General features: G+C 42.5%; 19 protein-coding genes. 11 read left to right on the forward strand and 8 right to left on the reverse strand.

The annotated features are described in order from the left end of the window. Positions 1 to 203: 203 nt before the first annotated feature. Positions 204 to 1,322: a nitric oxide synthase oxygenase gene (locus tag IFO66_RS04255; RefSeq protein WP_192023938.1), complete on the forward strand. Its 1,119-nt coding sequence runs from the start codon at positions 204 to 206 to the stop codon at positions 1,320 to 1,322. A 130-nt stretch (positions 1,323 to 1,452) separates the two neighbouring features. Beyond that, positions 1,453 to 1,989 (forward strand): hypothetical protein, encoded by a 537-nt coding sequence (locus IFO66_RS04260; RefSeq protein ID WP_192023939.1) that lies wholly within the window; start codon positions 1,453 to 1,455, stop codon positions 1,987 to 1,989. A gap of 131 nt (positions 1,990 to 2,120) precedes the next feature. Here IFO66_RS04260 and IFO66_RS04265 read toward each other — a convergent pair whose 3' ends face one another. Beyond that, positions 2,121 to 3,635, reverse strand: coding sequence for a carboxypeptidase M32 (locus IFO66_RS04265; RefSeq protein ID WP_192023940.1), 1,515 nt, complete (start codon positions 3,633 to 3,635; stop codon positions 2,121 to 2,123). A 168-nt stretch (positions 3,636 to 3,803) separates the two neighbouring features. Between IFO66_RS04265 and IFO66_RS04270 the strand changes: the two genes are divergently transcribed. The 4 genes from IFO66_RS04270 (at position 3,804) to IFO66_RS04285 (ending at position 7,107) form a co-directional block, all read left to right on the forward strand. Continuing rightward, the gene (locus IFO66_RS04270) at positions 3,804 to 4,139 is read left to right on the forward strand and encodes an iron-sulfur cluster biosynthesis family protein (protein WP_192023941.1); all 336 of its coding nucleotides are present in this window, start codon (positions 3,804 to 3,806) and stop codon (positions 4,137 to 4,139) included. Positions 4,140 to 4,157: 18 nt separating this feature from the next. Then, positions 4,158 to 4,829 carry a beta-class carbonic anhydrase gene (locus IFO66_RS04275; protein ID WP_192023942.1) on the forward strand — a complete coding sequence of 224 codons (672 nt, stop codon included), beginning with the start codon at positions 4,158 to 4,160 and terminating at the stop codon, positions 4,827 to 4,829. Between the two features lie 104 nt (positions 4,830 to 4,933). Then, positions 4,934 to 5,986, forward strand: coding sequence for a permease (locus tag IFO66_RS04280; protein WP_192023943.1), 1,053 nt, complete (start codon positions 4,934 to 4,936; stop codon positions 5,984 to 5,986). A 110-nt stretch (positions 5,987 to 6,096) separates the two neighbouring features. Beyond that, complete coding sequence (locus IFO66_RS04285; RefSeq protein ID WP_225445518.1) at positions 6,097 to 7,107, forward strand: TIGR03943 family putative permease subunit; 1,011 nt, start codon at positions 6,097 to 6,099, stop codon at positions 7,105 to 7,107. Between the two features lie 55 nt (positions 7,108 to 7,162). Here IFO66_RS04285 and IFO66_RS04290 read toward each other — a convergent pair whose 3' ends face one another. Next, positions 7,163 to 8,245, reverse strand: a complete 1,083-nt coding sequence (locus tag IFO66_RS04290) for a CobW family GTP-binding protein (protein WP_225445490.1) — start codon at positions 8,243 to 8,245, stop codon at positions 7,163 to 7,165. Continuing rightward, the gene (locus IFO66_RS04295) at positions 8,242 to 9,648 is read right to left on the reverse strand and encodes an MFS transporter (RefSeq protein ID WP_337912573.1); all 1,407 of its coding nucleotides are present in this window, start codon (positions 9,646 to 9,648) and stop codon (positions 8,242 to 8,244) included. Before IFO66_RS04295 ends, IFO66_RS04290 begins: the two co-directional genes overlap by 4 nt. A gap of 219 nt (positions 9,649 to 9,867) precedes the next feature. Between IFO66_RS04295 and IFO66_RS04300 the strand changes: the two genes are divergently transcribed. Further along, positions 9,868 to 10,407 carry a PadR family transcriptional regulator gene (locus tag IFO66_RS04300; RefSeq protein ID WP_192023946.1) on the forward strand — a complete coding sequence of 180 codons (540 nt, stop codon included), beginning with the start codon at positions 9,868 to 9,870 and terminating at the stop codon, positions 10,405 to 10,407. A gap of 67 nt (positions 10,408 to 10,474) precedes the next feature. Here IFO66_RS04300 and IFO66_RS04305 read toward each other — a convergent pair whose 3' ends face one another. Beyond that, positions 10,475 to 11,011 (reverse strand): DUF309 domain-containing protein, encoded by a 537-nt coding sequence (locus IFO66_RS04305; protein ID WP_192023947.1) that lies wholly within the window; start codon positions 11,009 to 11,011, stop codon positions 10,475 to 10,477. Positions 11,012 to 11,169: 158 nt separating this feature from the next. On the opposite strand from IFO66_RS04305, the gene IFO66_RS04310 reads away from it, so the two are divergent. The 3 genes from IFO66_RS04310 (at position 11,170) to IFO66_RS04320 (ending at position 12,391) form a co-directional block, all read left to right on the forward strand. Continuing rightward, positions 11,170 to 11,610, forward strand: coding sequence for a hypothetical protein (locus IFO66_RS04310; protein WP_028593616.1), 441 nt, complete (start codon positions 11,170 to 11,172; stop codon positions 11,608 to 11,610). Further along, entirely contained in the window at positions 11,610 to 11,903 is a 294-nt protein-coding gene (locus tag IFO66_RS04315) for a YxcD family protein (RefSeq protein ID WP_192023948.1), read from the forward strand. The genes IFO66_RS04310 and IFO66_RS04315 overlap by 1 nt, the downstream gene beginning before the upstream one ends. A gap of 248 nt (positions 11,904 to 12,151) precedes the next feature. After that, positions 12,152 to 12,391, forward strand: a complete 240-nt coding sequence (locus IFO66_RS04320; RefSeq protein WP_028593614.1) for a hypothetical protein — start codon at positions 12,152 to 12,154, stop codon at positions 12,389 to 12,391. A gap of 60 nt (positions 12,392 to 12,451) precedes the next feature. Here the strand turns inward: IFO66_RS04320 and IFO66_RS04325 are convergent, their stop codons facing one another. The 3 genes from IFO66_RS04325 to IFO66_RS04335 all read right to left on the reverse strand — a co-directional run bounded on the left by IFO66_RS04325 (position 12,452) and on the right by IFO66_RS04335 (position 14,609). Further along, entirely contained in the window at positions 12,452 to 13,375 is a 924-nt protein-coding gene (locus tag IFO66_RS04325) for a WD40 repeat domain-containing protein (protein ID WP_192023949.1), read from the reverse strand. 67 nt (positions 13,376 to 13,442) lie between these two features. Further along, entirely contained in the window at positions 13,443 to 14,057 is a 615-nt protein-coding gene (locus IFO66_RS04330; RefSeq protein ID WP_192023950.1) for a DUF1796 family putative cysteine peptidase, read from the reverse strand. 138 nt (positions 14,058 to 14,195) lie between these two features. Beyond that, the gene (locus IFO66_RS04335) at positions 14,196 to 14,609 is read right to left on the reverse strand and encodes a hypothetical protein (RefSeq protein WP_028593612.1); all 414 of its coding nucleotides are present in this window, start codon (positions 14,607 to 14,609) and stop codon (positions 14,196 to 14,198) included. A gap of 181 nt (positions 14,610 to 14,790) precedes the next feature. Between IFO66_RS04335 and IFO66_RS04340 the strand changes: the two genes are divergently transcribed. Next, entirely contained in the window at positions 14,791 to 15,114 is a 324-nt protein-coding gene (locus IFO66_RS04340) for a helix-turn-helix domain-containing protein (RefSeq protein WP_028593611.1), read from the forward strand. Here IFO66_RS04340 and IFO66_RS04345 read toward each other — a convergent pair. Continuing rightward, positions 15,109 to 17,064: a sensor histidine kinase gene (locus tag IFO66_RS04345; protein WP_225445492.1), complete on the reverse strand. Its 1,956-nt coding sequence runs from the start codon at positions 17,062 to 17,064 to the stop codon at positions 15,109 to 15,111. The two genes, IFO66_RS04340 and IFO66_RS04345, sit on opposite strands and share 6 nt — an antisense overlap. Positions 17,065 to 17,100: the final 36 nt, after the last annotated feature.

Here is a 17,100-nt window from a genome sequence, read left to right on the forward strand (position 1 = left end):
ATATACCCACAGGGGTATGTATATGTGCAAAAAAATATCTAAATACCTATAGGGGTATCCTAACACCATTCATAAGTCATGTCAATTCCTGCGATTTGTTACAGCCTGTTCACACACCATACACCGCATTTCCTCGAATTTGTGATACGCTTTGAACAAGATAGTTAGACTAACCATGTACACGTACACAAGGAAGTGATTCCATGAGCATCATTCAAACAAATCAGCTGCGTCCTGAGCTGCAATATGTATGGGAAGAAGCCCAATCTTTTGTAAGCAACAGTTACGCCGAGCTAGGACATTCAGCTGCTATTATACAGCGTCGTTTAGACAGTATCTTCGCAGAGCTTCACGAGAAAGGCACTTATGCACATACGACAGAAGAACTTGAATATGGTGCAAAGTTAGCTTGGCGCAACAGCAATCGCTGTATTGGAAGACTATTTTGGCAGTCTTTGACTGTTTTTGATGCGCGGCATCTTCATACAACAGAGCAATATGTCGAGGCTATGCTTACACATATCCGCTATGCTACAAATGAAGGCCGTATTCGTCCCACTGTGACTATTTTCCGACCTACAGAGCCTGGCAAGCCTGCTCCGATGCGCATCTTAAATTATCAGCTTATTCGCTATGCTGGCTATAATACGACTACAGGCATAATCGGTGATCCACACTCTGTTGGCTTAACGGAACAATGCGAACAGCTCGGATGGAAAGGCAAGCAAACGAACTTCGACCTCTTGCCGATCATGCTGCAACAAGCAGGTGAACCTCCACAATGGTTCGAGCTCCCTGAGCAGGATATTAAACAAGTGAAACTGCGGCATCCATCCTACGCGTGGTTTGCTGATCTTGAATTGCAATGGTACGGCGTCCCTATTGTATCCAATATGCGACTAGAAATCGGAGGTATTTCATACGAAGTAGCCCCATTCAATGGCTGGTATATGGGAACCGAAATTGGCGCGCGGAATCTCGCCGACACGGATAGATACAATATGCTGCCCGCAATTGCGGATCGAATGGGACTAGACATGTCATCACTCGCCACACTTTGGAAAGATCGAGCCTTGGTTGAGCTTAATGCCGCTGTACTACATTCCTTTAAAGAAGACGGTGTCAGTATTGTAGACCACCATACGGCAGCATTACAGTTCGCCCAGTTCGAGAAACGTGAGCAAGATCAAGGTCGAAATGTTACAGGAGACTGGACATGGCTCATTCCACCCGTGTCGCCAGCAACAACACATATTTTCCATAAATCCTATGACGATACGTACAATCGTCCGAACTTCTTCTACATGGAAGAATCAAAATAGGCAAATGAACCGTATCAGCTCCAACTTTGTGCTTGCGAAGCATTCGAAGTTGGAGCTTTTATTATACAATCATAAGCTTGATAATCCTTCCACTATTTTCTAGAATAAAGAATGAAGGAGTGATTATATATTGTTGATAACATGGCAGCATCATGATTTTTCCTTGTTGGAATTGGATGATAGGCAGTTGGTAGACACCTGCTTCAACCCTCTCATTCAAGCATTCAAACAAGTACGGATTCACAACGGAGATGAAGCAGCATTTTATGATGAACTAACGCGTGGACAGCAAGCATTGTTTATATTTCGAGTATATTATGACCACGCAATGGTTTCTCAGGAAGAGCTGTATTGGTGGAGTGCTTATTTTTATGCCCAGCCACGCAAATGGTCTGCGCTCAAGCGAGGAATCGAGTATTTACATGCCGAAGACGCATTCCAGCTTGTCACAGATATCGAACATCTGCTTGCAACTAGAGAATTTCCTCGACAGATAGACAATTTCACCATTACGATGAAAGATCTTGAATCTGATCCTCCTTTACTAACAGCCTTTGAACACTACTATACTAAGTTTCAGCAATTATCGGATGCTGCAATCCAACATGCAGCTCAATATATTCGCGGCAACTTAGACGAATTTGTGCAACGTACATCAGATTCCTAATGCTTAAATATCACTTTGTTCATAACGAAAAGCGCCATGACCGTAGCATGGACATGGCGCTTGATTTCATTTGCGGTCTTTGTATCACATTGCGATTGCCCATTGTGACTCGATGAGTCAACTTCACAACATTACAGCTTATAGATATCTTTCGTCTTAGCTGTCAAATAATCAACAAGATACTGCGGATTTAATGGCTCGCCTGTCATCTTCTCGATTATTTCTGCAGGCGTCAACAAAGAACCATATTGATACACATGCTCGGTAAACCATTCTTTAATTGGCAGCAGATCGCCTGCTTCGATCTTCGCATCCACATCTGGCATTTCCTGACGTAGCGTATTCATCATTTGCGCGCCGTACATATTGCCAAGTGAGTAGGATGGGAAGTAACCCAATCCACCAAATGACCAGTGCACATCTTGCAGCACCCCTTCTCCATCATGAGATGGACGAATGCCTAAGTAGCTCTCATACTTGCTGTTCCAAGCTTCTGGAAGCTCATCCACTGACAAGTTATCATTAATCAACATTTTCTCAAGTTCATAACGAATGATGATATGTATATTATAAGTAACCTCATCCGCTTCAATACGAATTAAAGAAGGTTCAACACGATTGATCGCACAGTAGAACTGCTCGACATCAACATTAGCTAGTTGTTCCGGATATCTGCGCTGTAGCTCACCATAGTAACGTTTCCAGAACTCACGGCTGCGTCCCACGATATTTTCCCACAAACGGGATTGAGACTCATGGATACCCATGGAGGTGCCTGTAGCCAATGAAGTACGAGCAAGATCCGAGCTGATGTTCTGCTCATACAAGGCGTGACCACCTTCATGCAAGGAACTAAACACCGCACTTGTCACATCATTTTCCAAATATTTCGTCGTGATGCGAATATCCTGCGTATTGAGTCCGATCATAAATGGATGTGCGCTCTCATCCAGTCTGCCCGCTTCGAAATCATATCCAATCTCCCCAAGCAAATAGGAGCTGAAATCCTTCTGTATTTCGATGTCATAAGCTTCTTGTAGGAAGTTTGCATCTGGTTTGTTCGTTGATTGCTGCACTTCATGTACAAGCGGCACCAACTGATCTTTTAGTTGGCCAAAAATACTATCCAGCTGTGCTGTAGTCAAATTAGGCTCATACATATCAAGGAGCGTGTCATAGCGTGTATCTTTGACACCCCAGTAGTCGATGAACTGCTGTGTCATCGTAATAATATTTTGCAAATACGGCTTAAACAGTTCGAAGTCGCCTTTATTCTTCGCCTCTTCCCAGACTGTCTCCGCTTTGGATGTTAGGACAACATATTCTTCATACAGCTTTGGCGGGATAAGCTTGCTGCGATTATATTCCCGGCGAGCGTCTTTCACCATCTTCTTCATCGGTGCATCTAGGGAATCAAACTGCGCTTCTAGTTGATCCAAGCAAGCACCCATCTCTTCCGAAACAGAGAGTTTGAAAACTTCAGATGAAATCTTACCGATTGCTTCTGAACGAAGCTCTGCACCTTTACGAGGCGCTCCTGTACGCAAATCCCAATGCATGAGTGAAACGGCCTCACTATATGCTTTCATCTTCGAAATGATATCCAAAAATTGCTGTTCAACTGTTGATAGCGTTGTCATTTCCATCCACTCCCTGTTGTAATAGGCTACCTCTTGATGATACGCCCTACACCATATATAATCAACAAGCAAAAGGACAAGAACAACTTAATTTGTTCGTCTATGTAAGTGGGGAAATTCCATGCATACATACTTACATAGTTGTTGGATGATGTAGAAAGGAGCGTTGTCGCTATGGACTTGCAATTTACTGAACTAGCGCTCCAAGCCATCATGAATCGCGGAGTCGATGAACACGCAGTTATCAAGCTTGCTTATGATACCGAAGGCTGTGGTTGTGCAGTCAACGGTGTACCAGCCCTTTGGATTATGAACGAAGAAGACGTGGAATCCTTTGATGAGCTTATTAGCTCCAATGCACCGTGTCGAATTGTTATCCATCGTCAGCATGCTGTATTTTATGAAGATTACTTAACGCTAGATTTGACAGCTGACAAGTCATTCCGCCTGTACGGCAGAGGACAAACCTATTCGAACCATGTACGCTGCGAGGACAAACGTCATCGCTGAATAAAAGGGGGAATTGATTTGACTAACCAACCACTTACTAACACATCTCAGGAATCATCTGCTACGAACTTAACCAGCATCTTGGCGTATAATGAGCAGTTCGTAAACCGACATGAGTATGAGCAGTATTTGACAGACAAGTTTCCTGACAAAAAAATGGTCATTTTCACATGTATGGATACTCGCTTAGTTGAGTTATTACCCAAAGCGATGAACCTACGTAACGGTGATGTCAAAATCATTAAAAATGCAGGGGCTATCATTTCACAGCCATTCGGCTCTGTCGTGCGCAGTGTCCTCGTTGCTATTTATGAGTTAGAAGCAAACGAAGTTGTCGTAGTTGGACATTATGAGTGCGGCATGACAGGCTTAAATTCAGAACGTATCGTGGAAAAAGCGAAGCAGCGCGGTGTAGATGATCTCGTTCTGGACACACTTACAAATTCGGGAATCAAGCTTCATCACTGGCTGCGCGGCTTTGACAATGTGCAAGAAGGTGTGCTGAACAGTGTCCGCATTTTACGCAACCATCCATTGCTTCCTTCTGATATTCCTGTACACGGAATGATTATTGATCCGACGACAGGCAAGTTGGATCTCGTTGCAGACGGATACGAATACTTAGAGCAGAAGGCCAAAGGAATCCAATCCAATCAAGGCTCGGATGACCAAACTTGCTCCACACGTTAATATATTGTACAAGCATGAACTGGTAAGGGGTTGTTCGCAGCCCCTTTTTCTGGTAACCTTAATCGTAATGATTACTTTTAGTATCGAAAAGGAGGCCACACCGGTTGATATCATCTATTAAACGATCTGATGACCCTGCTGCCCATCCTTCTCCTCGTTTACTGCAACTCCCTCTCCTGCTCCCATTACTACTATTGCTAACGCTAGTTGGTGTTCTGGCTGCACAGCCACTCGCATCAAATGCCGAGCTTTGGCGCACATTTACAACCGTATTCGTTAGTATTTTACTTGAAGCAATGCCGTTTCTGTTATTGGGCATCATTCTATCTTCGCTTGTTCATGTATTTATTGCCCCAGACTTCTTTCGTAATATGGCTGTTAAGTGGCCCCGACCAGTACTTGTTGTTTTCGCAGCTTTAGGCGGTATTCTGCTGCCTATTTGTGAATGTGGGATGATTCCTGTCGTGCGAAAATTTATGCAAAAAGGCCTTCCACCCGCAGCAGCCGTTACCTATATGTGCGCAGCGCCTATTTTAAATCCAATCGTATATGCTTCAACCGCCACCGCTTTCCCAAGTGCTCCTTGGATGGCAGTTGGACGTATGGCTGTAGCCTTTTTCGTCGTCCTAACCATAGGTTGGATCGTGTCCATAATCGTGCATCGCCGCCATACTTTTTTGCTCATTCATCCGGAATCCTATCGTGAGACAAGCACTCATGCTAAAAATCAAACCTACATACCACTCCCTAACAAATTAAGACATGCAGCCGATCATATGGGCAAAGAGTGGATGGAGACAACGGTATATTTAACGTTCGGCGCATGTATTACGGCCCTGTTTCAGACCTCATTTCCGCGCAGCCTAATAGTGGACGCGTCATGGATGAATCCTGCATTAGAACATATCGGGCTAATGACCCTTGCTTATTTACTATCACTCTGTTCCACATCAGACGCCTTTATCGCCGCATCGTTTACAAGCATGCTTGCACCAGCTTCCTTACTTAGTTTTCTCGTATTTGGCCCCATGATGGATCTAAAAACAACGCTCATGATGATGACCGTTTTTCGAAAACGCTTTATTTTATTGCTAGCTTGCTTGCTACTCCTTATCGTGCCATTGTTTGCAACTATATTTATTTCTATCGTTTTGTAACATCCTGAACTATTTTCAACCAATATATGAATATTCTATTAATGAAAAGGAGTATAAAGGAGTGATAACGATTGAATACAAATTGCTCTTCACTGAGGTCTGAACGCAAGATGAAGCTGTTTTGTGCGTTTTTGTTACTAGGATGGAGCATAATGATCGTGTACATTACAAAACAACAACTTATGCCGTTGTACGTAGCACCGCGGATGGAATGGCTCGTAAAAGGCTCCGCACTCGTCTGTTACATTCTTGGTATTTTCCAAGTTTATATGGCTGCCGTTCCCGCTAAACATCATTCACCTGCCTGTAATTGCACATCACTGGAAACGAAGCACAAACGAGGATTTGCGAACTCTTTGTCCTCTTGTTCTGCTGCAATCACGCTATTATTACCCTTCATCTTGTCCTATATTTGGCCACCGATGCCACTGTCCAGCCAGACAGCTGCTCTAAAAGGCGTTCAATACGCACCATCTGCTTCACTTAAGCAATGGACTTCTGGTCAGGCTTCATCGCCAACAGATGCTGGTTCTTCTCCTAAGTCAGACTCTACAGGCCCGGTCTATGAACCCAGCAACAGTTCGGATCAACAAGAAGTCGAGGAAGAGAGTCAATCAAATAAGGTTGGACAACCAAGTCAAGCTAGCAGCGAACCCCGATCTGCAACAAATGCTAAAGCTCCTATTTTTGAAGCAGATGAATTTACGCAAATATATGCAGATTTAGCAAAGCAGTTATACAACAAAGAAGTCATCGTCGTTACCGAAAAACAGTACATGGAAATTATATTGACGTTGGATTTATATAAAGAGCAATTTGCAGGTAAACGCATACGAATACCTGGATTTGTGTATCAAGACAAGGAGATGGAGAAAGGTAGATTTGCAATCGCCCGTTTCTCCATGCAGTGCTGTACTGCTGACGCCTCACCATTCGGCATTTTATCAGTCAACAAGACGAAACAAAATGTCAAAGCAGATGAATGGGTCGAGGGAGAAGGTGTACTTACGATAGCCAAGCATGAAAATAATCAGGTTATGCTGCTAGAGGTCGATACACTGCGTTCGATACCTGCTAAAGAAGATCCCTATGTTTACCCCGATCTAGATTTCGGCTCCTAAATGTAAAAGGGTGCTCCCGTCAACTTGGACGAAATGGCACCCTTTTTTACTGTGTTTATGCTCTAAGCATATGTTGCAGCTCAACATACAATTGCTCAGCATCCATCTGTTCGCCGATTAAGACGATGACATCATCGATCTCTCCCTGCGGTCTGATAGGGATAAATTCCGTCTGCCTATACGCAAATTGAAACATGTATCGTGTCGTCGTGTCACTAAACGTAACGATACCTTTAGCCCGATATACCTGCTGCGGCAGCCCCTTAAGCCACTGTTCAAACGTATGACTGTCAACAGATGTAGGCAACGCACGTGTCCAGACAGTTACATGTGCATGTGAAGATTGATGATGCGCATGCGCTTCACAACCAACACCATGAACATGTTCTCCTTGACAAGCACAAGATGAAGGAATAGTTGATACCTCTTCTCGTTGGTAGGAAACATTACTCAGCTCTTCACTTAACATCAAGCTGCGCTGCCACTGCTCAGGCTTCACTTGTGCTTGTTCTGCATAAACAATCGTCGCTTCCTTATTCCATTGTTTTAATTGCTGTTCTACTCGTTGAATATCCTTCTCTTGTACGAGATCGCATTTGTTCACAATTAGCAAATTCGCGGCCCGAATCTGCTCTTGCAGCAAATGCATCATCTTGCGGCTCGGTTTGCTAACTGCAGCAGCATCATCTATCCAATGAGACATTTGCAGTGAATCAACCAATGTTACAATATGAGTCAATTGAATAGGAGCATACAGAGAAACATCTGTTAACGCATCTACTAGCTCCATTGGCTCCGCAATGCCTGTACATTCCACGTATACAACATCTGGCTGATGGTCCTGTACCAGCTCCAATAACTTCATGCCAAAGTCGCCTCGGATCGAGCAGCATATGCAACCACCAAGCAGTTCTTCCATATTCACTTCCTCAGGCAGCAGCTGCCCGTCTAAATTCACATCTCCTGCTTCATTCATAATAACCGCAGGCTTCATTCCTTGCTGTAAACATTGCTGTGTCCACTGCTGTAGAAGCGTTGTCTTGCCGCTCCCTAGAAAACCAGCCAAAATAACAACCGGTATATCCTGACGTTCACTAGAGGAAGTAAGTAAGTCCATTATTGAATGATTATGTTTCATATAACTCTCTCTTTCTCGGCTGCATTCTTCAAATTATTGGTATTCCGCTGTCCGCCGTTCAATATAAGCGGAGACAGCGACATTTGTCCGCGACTCTTAAATAATAGCCACCATATCGGAATTAACAGCAATACGAATACAATGGATACCCAAAAAGCTGCTTGTATACGGTTTACTGTCACTACATGTCCACCAGTGGAAGTATGCCCTAGCATGACAATTGCCGAATAAATAGCGATGGAACATGCACTTAGCAGTTGTTTCACCCAATTAGACAGAGCCGATCCTTGAGCTACATGTTCATTTTCCAGACATACCATGCTCATATGATTGCCTGGCGTCGTTACCAAGCTAACACCAACGCTGCGAATAAACATCGCACTGATGACCACAATAAGCGAAGCATCGCCATTCATAGAAGCTAATAACAGTGATCCAATAAGCATCAGTAATAACCCCGAGAACAGTAGTCTCTGTGGCCCTACCACATCATACAATCTCCCTACTATTGGCGCAAGTAAGACCATAACGAAGGAAGGGAATAACATGATCCAGCCGCTGTCAGCCGCACTCCACCCTTGTACATCCATCAAATAGAGGGGCATCAAATAAGTACCTGCATAAAGCGCTAGCGTTACGACCCCATTCCATAGCATCGTAAACTTCCACAAACGATTTTTAAATAATCGCCAATGAAGTAAAGGCTGCTTGTCCGCAGCGCTACGATAAACGAGCCGCACAAGCATTGCGCTTCCTGCCACCGCTACCATTCCATACCCCCAACCTCCTCCAAACCAATGATGGATTTGGCTTAAGCCAATGATTACACATGCGCTTCCCGTACCGGCCAGCACGAATTGTCTCAAGGGGAACGCAACATAGGAGTGCGACATAGATTGTCGTGGCAGCTGACTAAGACAAACTAACATACAAATATTAAGTACTCCAGTGAATAGAAATAAACTTGACCATCCAAACTGAACGTACAACCATCCACTTATAACCGGTCCAATCGCAGGCCCCAACATCGCCGCCATGGACCACCAGCCCATAGCCGATGCTCTTTTTTCTTCAGCGATATGATGATAAATCAGTGAAATCGTTAACGGCGTAATCACGCCCGCACATAGTCCTGACACAATACGAATGACCACAAGTGACTCCCAATCCGTTAACAAGCTGCCCGTACATGAAAATATCGCAGATATAGCGGTTGCTACCACCAGTACCTTACGTATCCCCCACCGTTCCATCACATATCCAGAAAGTGTCATCGACACCCCAGCAGCTGCCATGAATCCAATTAAGGACCATTGAGCATAATCAATGTTTATGCCCCAGTAGGCCTTCCATATCGGAATCATGACCGTATAACCGCTTATTCCATACATCGACATAAACACACCAAGTAAGGAACATAACAAAAGTGAAATTTCTAATTTTTTTCTGTTATGTATAAAAATCCGCCCCTTTTCAACTTAATCTCTACTTTTATGATTAAAATACTTGCCTATTAGATTTTTTTTCTTATAATGTAGTTGTTCCCATCTCGCACGGCACGTTCAGTGAGGTACATGTATGGATGAACGATATCAACTTCGAATTAGGAAGGAGTTCCTGATATGTTAAATACGTTATCCTATGGTTTGTTGGGGTTGTTAGCCAAAGAGCCGTGTTCTGGGTATGATTTAATGCTGCGTATTCAACCATTCTGGCAAGCGAAACATAGTCAAATTTACCCGTTGCTCGCCAAGCTGGAACGTGAGAACTACGTACAATATGAACGCATTGAGCAGAGGGACAAGCCAGATAAGAAAGTGTACACGATAACCGATTTTGGACGTGAAGCTGTTATGGAGTGGCTTGGTGAACCACCTGCCGAAACCGCTTTCCGAGACGAATTAAGTCTAAAAGCTAATTGCATCTGGATGACTGACCGCAATACAGCAGCCCCTCTATTCCTCGCTCGCATGAAGCAGCTAGAGACCAAGATTGCCTATTACGAAAAGTTATTAACTCGCATCCCTGAAGAAGAACGTCATATTCGTTCCAAACATTTTGGAGATTATATTTTGTTGAATCGTGCAATTTCTCTCGCAGAAGGACAAATCGAGTGGTGTAAATGGGTTATTCAAATGCTTGAGGACGGACAAGATGTGTAAACAAGCGAATAATTGAAGCAAGATACAACCGCAGATTATCCCAACGGACAACTGCGGTTGTTATTTATTATTGCCGTTGTTGTATCGCAGCATGACGAGCTGCAATCACTTCGGAACGATCTCTAAGACTGTGACGATGAATCAGTTCTTCACTCCAGATAGGAGGTTCCAACTTCCATTCCAGCGATTCGCTAAGACACTGAGCTTTACACTGCTCTAATAGTCGATCGTCTGAAATAGGGAGATTCATTACTTCAAAAGCTTCAATAGGCTCCGACTGCATACTTTGTTCTGCATCTTCTTTTACTTTCGCAACACGTCGATCTATTTGCACGAGCAGCTTTTCTTTATCCAAACCCAAAGAATTCCAATCCAAATCTTTGGCATCATTTTGAACGAGAGTCAGCATTTTAAGAGCGCCTTTGCTGTTTCCTCTGCGCTCATGGTACAGGCCAACTGCAATTCTTACGAGTGATAACCATAATGTCCGTTTGTCAGCATCTAGCTCTTCCTTCCACATTTCTTCCATAATTTCATGACATTCGAACCAGTCACGGGTAACGTGAAACTCTATTAAATAACGAACATAATCGTGATTATACATATGTCACCAGCTTCCTCAAGAACATTATTTCCATCTCTATTCAATTTCCATGATTATTGTAACAATTACAAATGTTTTTTGAAACCATTCGTGACTTTATCCGTAAACAATCTTTAAGGAAAACAAAATTATATGATTCATCATCTGAGGAGGCAATTATGCGTAAATTAATGGCAGCTTTCATGGCTATTACACTTCTATTCGCCGTAACGGCACCTGGTATCGTTGACGCTAAGAAGCGCAGCGGCGGTGGTTTCAGTTCAGGGGTTAAGAAATACAACCCAGCGCCGACGAAGAATGATTCTGGCGTATCTTCTACAAACAAAGCAAACCAACCAACGAACAAAGCTACAACTACAACTCCACCTAAGACTTCTAAGCCTAGCTTTGGCGGCAGTTTCCTTAAAGGGATGATGATCGGTGGACTTGCTGGAATGCTATTTGGTGGATTGTTCGGTGACATGGGAATGTTGGGTAACATTCTAGGTCTTATGGTCAACGTATTTGCAATCGTACTTCTATTCATGGTTGCATCGATCATATTCCGCAAATGGCGCGATTCACGTAAAGCTCGCTCTTCACATGGAGGATTCAACTAATGACACTACGATTGTCTATGGACGAGCTTGTTAATGCAGTATGTCTCAATATGGCCATGCGCAGACAAGTTCAACCTACAGATGTCGAGGTAGAATTATGCTGGGAAGAACAATATGGATTTACCGCTCAAGTATGGATTCAAGGCCGACAGCAATATTTAGTAGAGATGAATCTACTAGAAGCGATTGAGCAGTATGTTCACCAACAGTACGGTCATCGTGTTTTCCGTTCTGATATCCAGCTTGATCTCAATGATGACGAAATGTGGGCAGACGTTAACGTCTCTGCTTAATCTTCACAATAACCATTTCATTCTATGAATTACAAAGCGGCTTCTCTACGATGTAACATCGATAGAGAAGCCGCTTTTTTATTGCATCTTTATGGCAAGAATGGCGTGAAATCCGCTTCTATTAAATATTTTTAATCAAAAACGGTCGTTTTGTTACAACATTGTCTTCTCTTTTTAAGGTTGGTTTAATGTTGACTGTTTATTATAAATTCATAGATAACATATACGTTGTAATGGAGGTACAAGTTATGTTGAAAAAAACTGTATATATTGAATTCCAAGATCGCCAAATCCCAGTGTTTTGCACAACTATTTCACATAAGAACACATTCTCCCTACTTAAAGATGCATTGAATCGCAAACTATTCACAGGTAAGCGTGCCATCAAGAAATGTCTTGATACGCTTATAAGTATCGAGATCGTTGGTTCAGAAGCTATCTTGCACTCGAAATGGGAAAATGACACACTCGCTTTATCTTTGTACTAGGTAGAACTAAGAATCATTTAACTCTCGACCCCGACAAATGAGTCTGTCACACTCTGAAGCTCACTTTTCATGGATTGAAATGACACGGAGTGGCTTGCCCGGCAACGGCGTAATAGACGATATTGTCTCGCTATCTAGATTCCACCAAGCGATATATGGCTCTTTACTTACGCCTGACAGAAGAATGTAATTTTCAACCCAACTATGAATACGAATAGAAGAATGGCGCATTGCTCCTTCGAGAGTGATGCGCTTTCTTATTTGACCGTCTCCCCCCCCTCGAATCTCAAGGGTACGATCATCTGTACAGTGGATGAGCAATTGTTCAGGGTGATCTTGCGAGGTTACGATCTGATCAGGCCCTTCTCCCGTGTGAATGACTTTAGAGGGAACGTGCAACGAATGCAAATGCCAAATACGCAATGTATTCTCCATCGCACTACATGCATACAACCAGTTATTATCTATGCTAACTCCCACATCTGCTACTAATGCTCCAGCCTGAATCGTATGTGTAATCTCCCCAGTTGTAATATCTAATATTCTCATTGTCGATGATGTATGACTCGTAAATAGTATCCTTCTTCCATCTTGCAGCGAATGCATTTGATAAGGTATAAAGCCAATACCATAAGGGCCGCCGACAAATATCTTTTTGTCTCTTAAAGCAATGAAACGCATTTGTTGAGATGCTCCGAGCATCCCTGCATAGCAACGTACTTCAAATTGGTTGGTAAATGGTATAATGCTGTCAAAGGAATAACTTTCATCTGTAGCTGTATAACGTTCGACCTGATCCGTCATAGGATAGATTCGTATCCAATGCCGTCCTCCCTGCTCCATTACCAATAACGTATTACCTTGTGCCTCTTTTTCTAAACCGTTTAGTCTGCCCTGCTTCCATTCCCAGCGCCAAACAATGTCTAAGTTCTCATCTAGGAAAACCACAACATTAGGCTCGCATAGAACAGCGAATTGAGCCATACGAATCACCCGTATAATCAGAGTAGCTGCGCACAATCTTCTCAACCTTATTTAGAACCTTGCTTCTCTACATTAACAATTCGCTAGCTAGTAGCTCCCAAGCGTCGTCATTTCCATACCATGATGAGCCAGTAGGCATGAGATATTGCAGCGTATTTTTATTTCTTGCAATCAACTCTGGCTGTTTACAATCACTAGACTCATTTACCAACAACAATTCGAACGGATATTCACGCAAGGTAGATATCGCTTCTTCTAACAATGGTATGTCTTGTTGTGCATAACCCATCCTAATAAGTGTAATTGGCTTATCCATCCTCACATCATCTAAAAATCTACGAATACGTTTCTCCAATGTTTGATAATAGCGCTCATAGTTATACAAAGGGGGTTCTTCCTCAACAACAGGAAAGTCATGAAAGGAATGACAATCCCATTTTCGATCTACTACATGGTAATACAGCCCGTTATCAGTAATGCCGAGAATATCCAAGTTGTCTCTGTCCATAAACGAAGAGAAATTGGATTGAATAAGTGAAGCCGTCAGACCTGCATCAGGCATACCGAACCAATCTAGTGGATAAGAAGCTTGCCTCAAACCTAATCGTCTTATTTGATAGGCTACCGAACAGCTTCCTCCTATACCGATTACAACACGATTTACACGAGATAAAGCAATCAATATCCGTCCCCCTTCCTTTGTAGTGTATATTATGCGGCTCCAACGACAAGTGAATGTGTATACAACGCGGCAGATTAAGAAAAGGGGATGAGCCTAATGCCCTCCCCTCTCGACGCTTCATAACCATTTATTTAACGATTAGTCAGAGACCGCTACAGCACTCAAGCTTTCTGGACCTGTACGGTTGGCTAGATTGATACCACTACCTAGCACGTAAGCAGTATAGATTGGGAAACTAGGCGTTGTCGGAACGTTAAAGTCTGTTGCTGAAACCGTAAAAGTAAGAGTATCCAGGGCGTTGACAGGAAGTGCTGTTGTTGCCGAATAAATTTGGGTTGTGTCACGGAAAATTAGAATCGTTACCGTTCCTAATACTGCTAATAACGTCGTAACGGCAACCGTGGCACTCAACTCTACTCGTGTGTTTGTTGTAGCTGTTGCTAAATTGATGCCTAATGTTCCAAATAAGACTGGAGCAGCAGTTAGTGGAACTGCGATCGAACCTGCATAACTTGCATTTTGCGAAATTTGACTATCTACAAATGTAGACATTGGCTTCACCTCCACTATTACTATATGTATTTCACAAACTCTCGCTTGGACAAATGGTAGATTTATCAAAAATAGACGGCAAAATATTCTTGACACGATACATTTTGTATCATAAAGTACAACTATCAGCTACATCATTCACCATATCTGACTAATCTAATAAACGAAGGAGTATTCCCATATGACGATCGGAGAAAGATTGCGTCGCCTGCGCATTTCTCGCAAACTATCGCAAGAGGAAGTAGCAAGATATATTGGCGTGACGCGTTCGGCATACAGCCATTACGAAATAAACAGCCGACAGCCTGTGTATGATACAGTTCGTAAACTTTCGAATCTATTTGACGTATCCATTGACTATCTTATAAACTCCGACCTGCAAGATCACGAGCCCCAAGAAACAAAAAGACTGCTTCAACTATGGCAAGCCATGGATGAGCAGTCACGAGAGCAAACTCTTCATATGATGCAACATGCTATGAAACAATCAAATTCAAAATTATAAGTCATATACAGGAAGTTCGATATGAAAAGTACTTCCTTGCCCATATGCACTTTGTGCCCATATTCGACCATGATGTAGTTCTACAATTTCTTTGGCAATCGACAACCCTAATCCACTACCACCTACAGCAGAATTGCGAGATTTATCTTTTTTGTAGAAGCGATCAAAAATATAGGGCAAGTCTTCTGGATCAATCCCAACCCCTGTGTCGTTAATTGACATATGTATACAAGATTTAGATACAACATATTGAAAGCGTATGCTTATCTTTCCTCCGGTCGGGGTGAATTTAACGGCATTATATATTATATTATCCAAAACTTGTGTCATTCTATCCAAGTCCATTCTAAGATTCAAACTTACCGGAGGGGCATCTCGATACGTTAAATTGTAACAAGCAAACATCAGTCCCCTTGCACGCAATTCTAATTCATATTGTTCTTCAATATGAGAAATGAAGCGCTCCAAACGCACATCTACCATTTCTACGTTGACCTGGCGAGCCTCCAACTTAGATAATTCGAACAAATCCTCAATCAAATGATTCAAGCTATTAATTTTGTTAAGCATAAGTTTTACATATTTCTTTTGTTCGTCAGGTTCAACAATAACGTCGTCGTAGAGTGCTTCCAAATATCCTCTTATTAACGTCATCGGAGTTCGTAAGTCATGAGATATATTCGATAACAAATGTCTGCGTGAGCGTTCCATCCGTTCCAACTCATCATTTTTGGATTCTAAACTTTCATTCATCCGCACCAACTCTGAAGTACGGTGTTCAATCCTCGTTTCAAGGCCAGCATTTAACTCTCGTAATTCGAAGTAGAGCGATTCTACATCCCCCATTGCCTTTGAAATACGTCTAGATAGCATTAGAGATTGTATAAGTACACAAATAACAAGCCCAAATGGAGCCAAATCCCGAATAGGGGCAAACCCTTGGTAGTATAAAATATCATTAAAAATAAACACTGCAAAAATAATAAATCCTAATAAGGTGATCGTGGCACCAGTCCGCTGACTCTGGATAGCACGAACCGTAACGATAATGGAGAACACGACAGCAAAAACGATATAGATTTGATATAGAATAAGAATTGATGTGAATAATAATGGTGATAGCGTCAAAGTAATGAGTAAAAATAGAATACCAATGCCTATCAAAGTGAAGTAGAATTTTTGAAGTGATTCTTCCTTAAATAAATAATGAACAAAGCTGACACCCGCCATTACAGCGATCGTAATTAGACAGTAATCTAATCTTATGACCCCAGTCCATCGATACCATGAAGTCCAATACATAAGCATCACATCGCCTAGAGTAAGCATTCTTACAGCAATAGCGAGGCATAGCAATCCAAAAAAGAATGTAAACTTTTCTCTTCGCCTTCCCAAGAACATACCGAACTGATACAACCCGATAATAAATAGACATCCAAAAATAAGCGAATCCTTGGCTGTCTCCAGTTTGCTTTTACGAGTCATTTGATTTACAGTACCAATCTCTGGTGCGGCAGAAATCCCGCCCTTATAATGTGCAAAGTTTGCTACTTGGATAACGAGGTCCAATTTGTCTTTTGGTGCAGGAATCATAATTAAACGATTTCTAAAAGAAGGGACTGCTGCATCAGCGTTATTTGCCACTACACCTTCTCTTATGTACAGCTTGCCATTGACCCAAATGTTATAGGAGCTAAATGCGCCAGGCATCCATAAGCCAAGAAGCACTTCAGATGATTTTTTAAAAATTTGAACTCGATAGGTTGCATAGCCTGTACCGCTAAGCGGAACCCCGTTCAATTCAACTTGATTCCACAACTTCGGGACAGATACATAATGCTGATCTTTGCCTGGAGCAAACATTTCTGGTGTACGCAGCTCATTCCAATTGAACTCCCACTTTCCGTTAAGCGTAACAGCCCCGTCTTTTTCAAAATTCCAATTTCGCAAATTCAATACACCATATTGCACTTGTGGTGCAATCTT

The sequence above is a fragment of the Paenibacillus arenosi genome (assembly GCF_014841135.1).
Lineage (GTDB): Bacteria > Bacillota > Bacilli > Paenibacillales > Paenibacillaceae > Paenibacillus_B > Paenibacillus_B arenosi.

Excerpts from the sequence above, each read along its gene's own strand:
- IFO66_RS04255 (WP_192023938.1), top strand. The coding sequence starts at position 204 with ATGAGCATCATTCAAACAAATCAGCTGCGTCCTGAGCTGCAATATGTA.
- IFO66_RS04265 (WP_192023940.1), bottom strand. The coding sequence starts at position 3,635 with ATGGAAATGACAACGCTATCAACAGTTGAACAGCAATTTTTGGATATC.
- IFO66_RS04270 (WP_192023941.1), top strand. The coding sequence starts at position 3,804 with ATGGACTTGCAATTTACTGAACTAGCGCTCCAAGCCATCATGAATCGC.
- IFO66_RS04285 (WP_225445518.1), top strand. The coding sequence starts at position 6,097 with ATGAAGCTGTTTTGTGCGTTTTTGTTACTAGGATGGAGCATAATGATC.
- IFO66_RS04290 (WP_225445490.1), bottom strand. The coding sequence starts at position 8,245 with ATGAAACATAATCATTCAATAATGGACTTACTTACTTCCTCTAGTGAA.
- IFO66_RS04300 (WP_192023946.1), top strand. The coding sequence starts at position 9,868 with ATGTTAAATACGTTATCCTATGGTTTGTTGGGGTTGTTAGCCAAAGAG.
- IFO66_RS04305 (WP_192023947.1), bottom strand. The coding sequence starts at position 11,011 with ATGTATAATCACGATTATGTTCGTTATTTAATAGAGTTTCACGTTACC.
- IFO66_RS04310 (WP_028593616.1), top strand. The coding sequence starts at position 11,170 with ATGCGTAAATTAATGGCAGCTTTCATGGCTATTACACTTCTATTCGCC.
- IFO66_RS04315 (WP_192023948.1), top strand. The coding sequence starts at position 11,610 with ATGACACTACGATTGTCTATGGACGAGCTTGTTAATGCAGTATGTCTC.
- IFO66_RS04320 (WP_028593614.1), top strand. The coding sequence starts at position 12,152 with ATGTTGAAAAAAACTGTATATATTGAATTCCAAGATCGCCAAATCCCA.
- IFO66_RS04325 (WP_192023949.1), bottom strand. The coding sequence starts at position 13,375 with ATGGCTCAATTCGCTGTTCTATGCGAGCCTAATGTTGTGGTTTTCCTA.
- IFO66_RS04335 (WP_028593612.1), bottom strand. The coding sequence starts at position 14,609 with ATGTCTACATTTGTAGATAGTCAAATTTCGCAAAATGCAAGTTATGCA.
- IFO66_RS04340 (WP_028593611.1), top strand. The coding sequence starts at position 14,791 with ATGACGATCGGAGAAAGATTGCGTCGCCTGCGCATTTCTCGCAAACTA.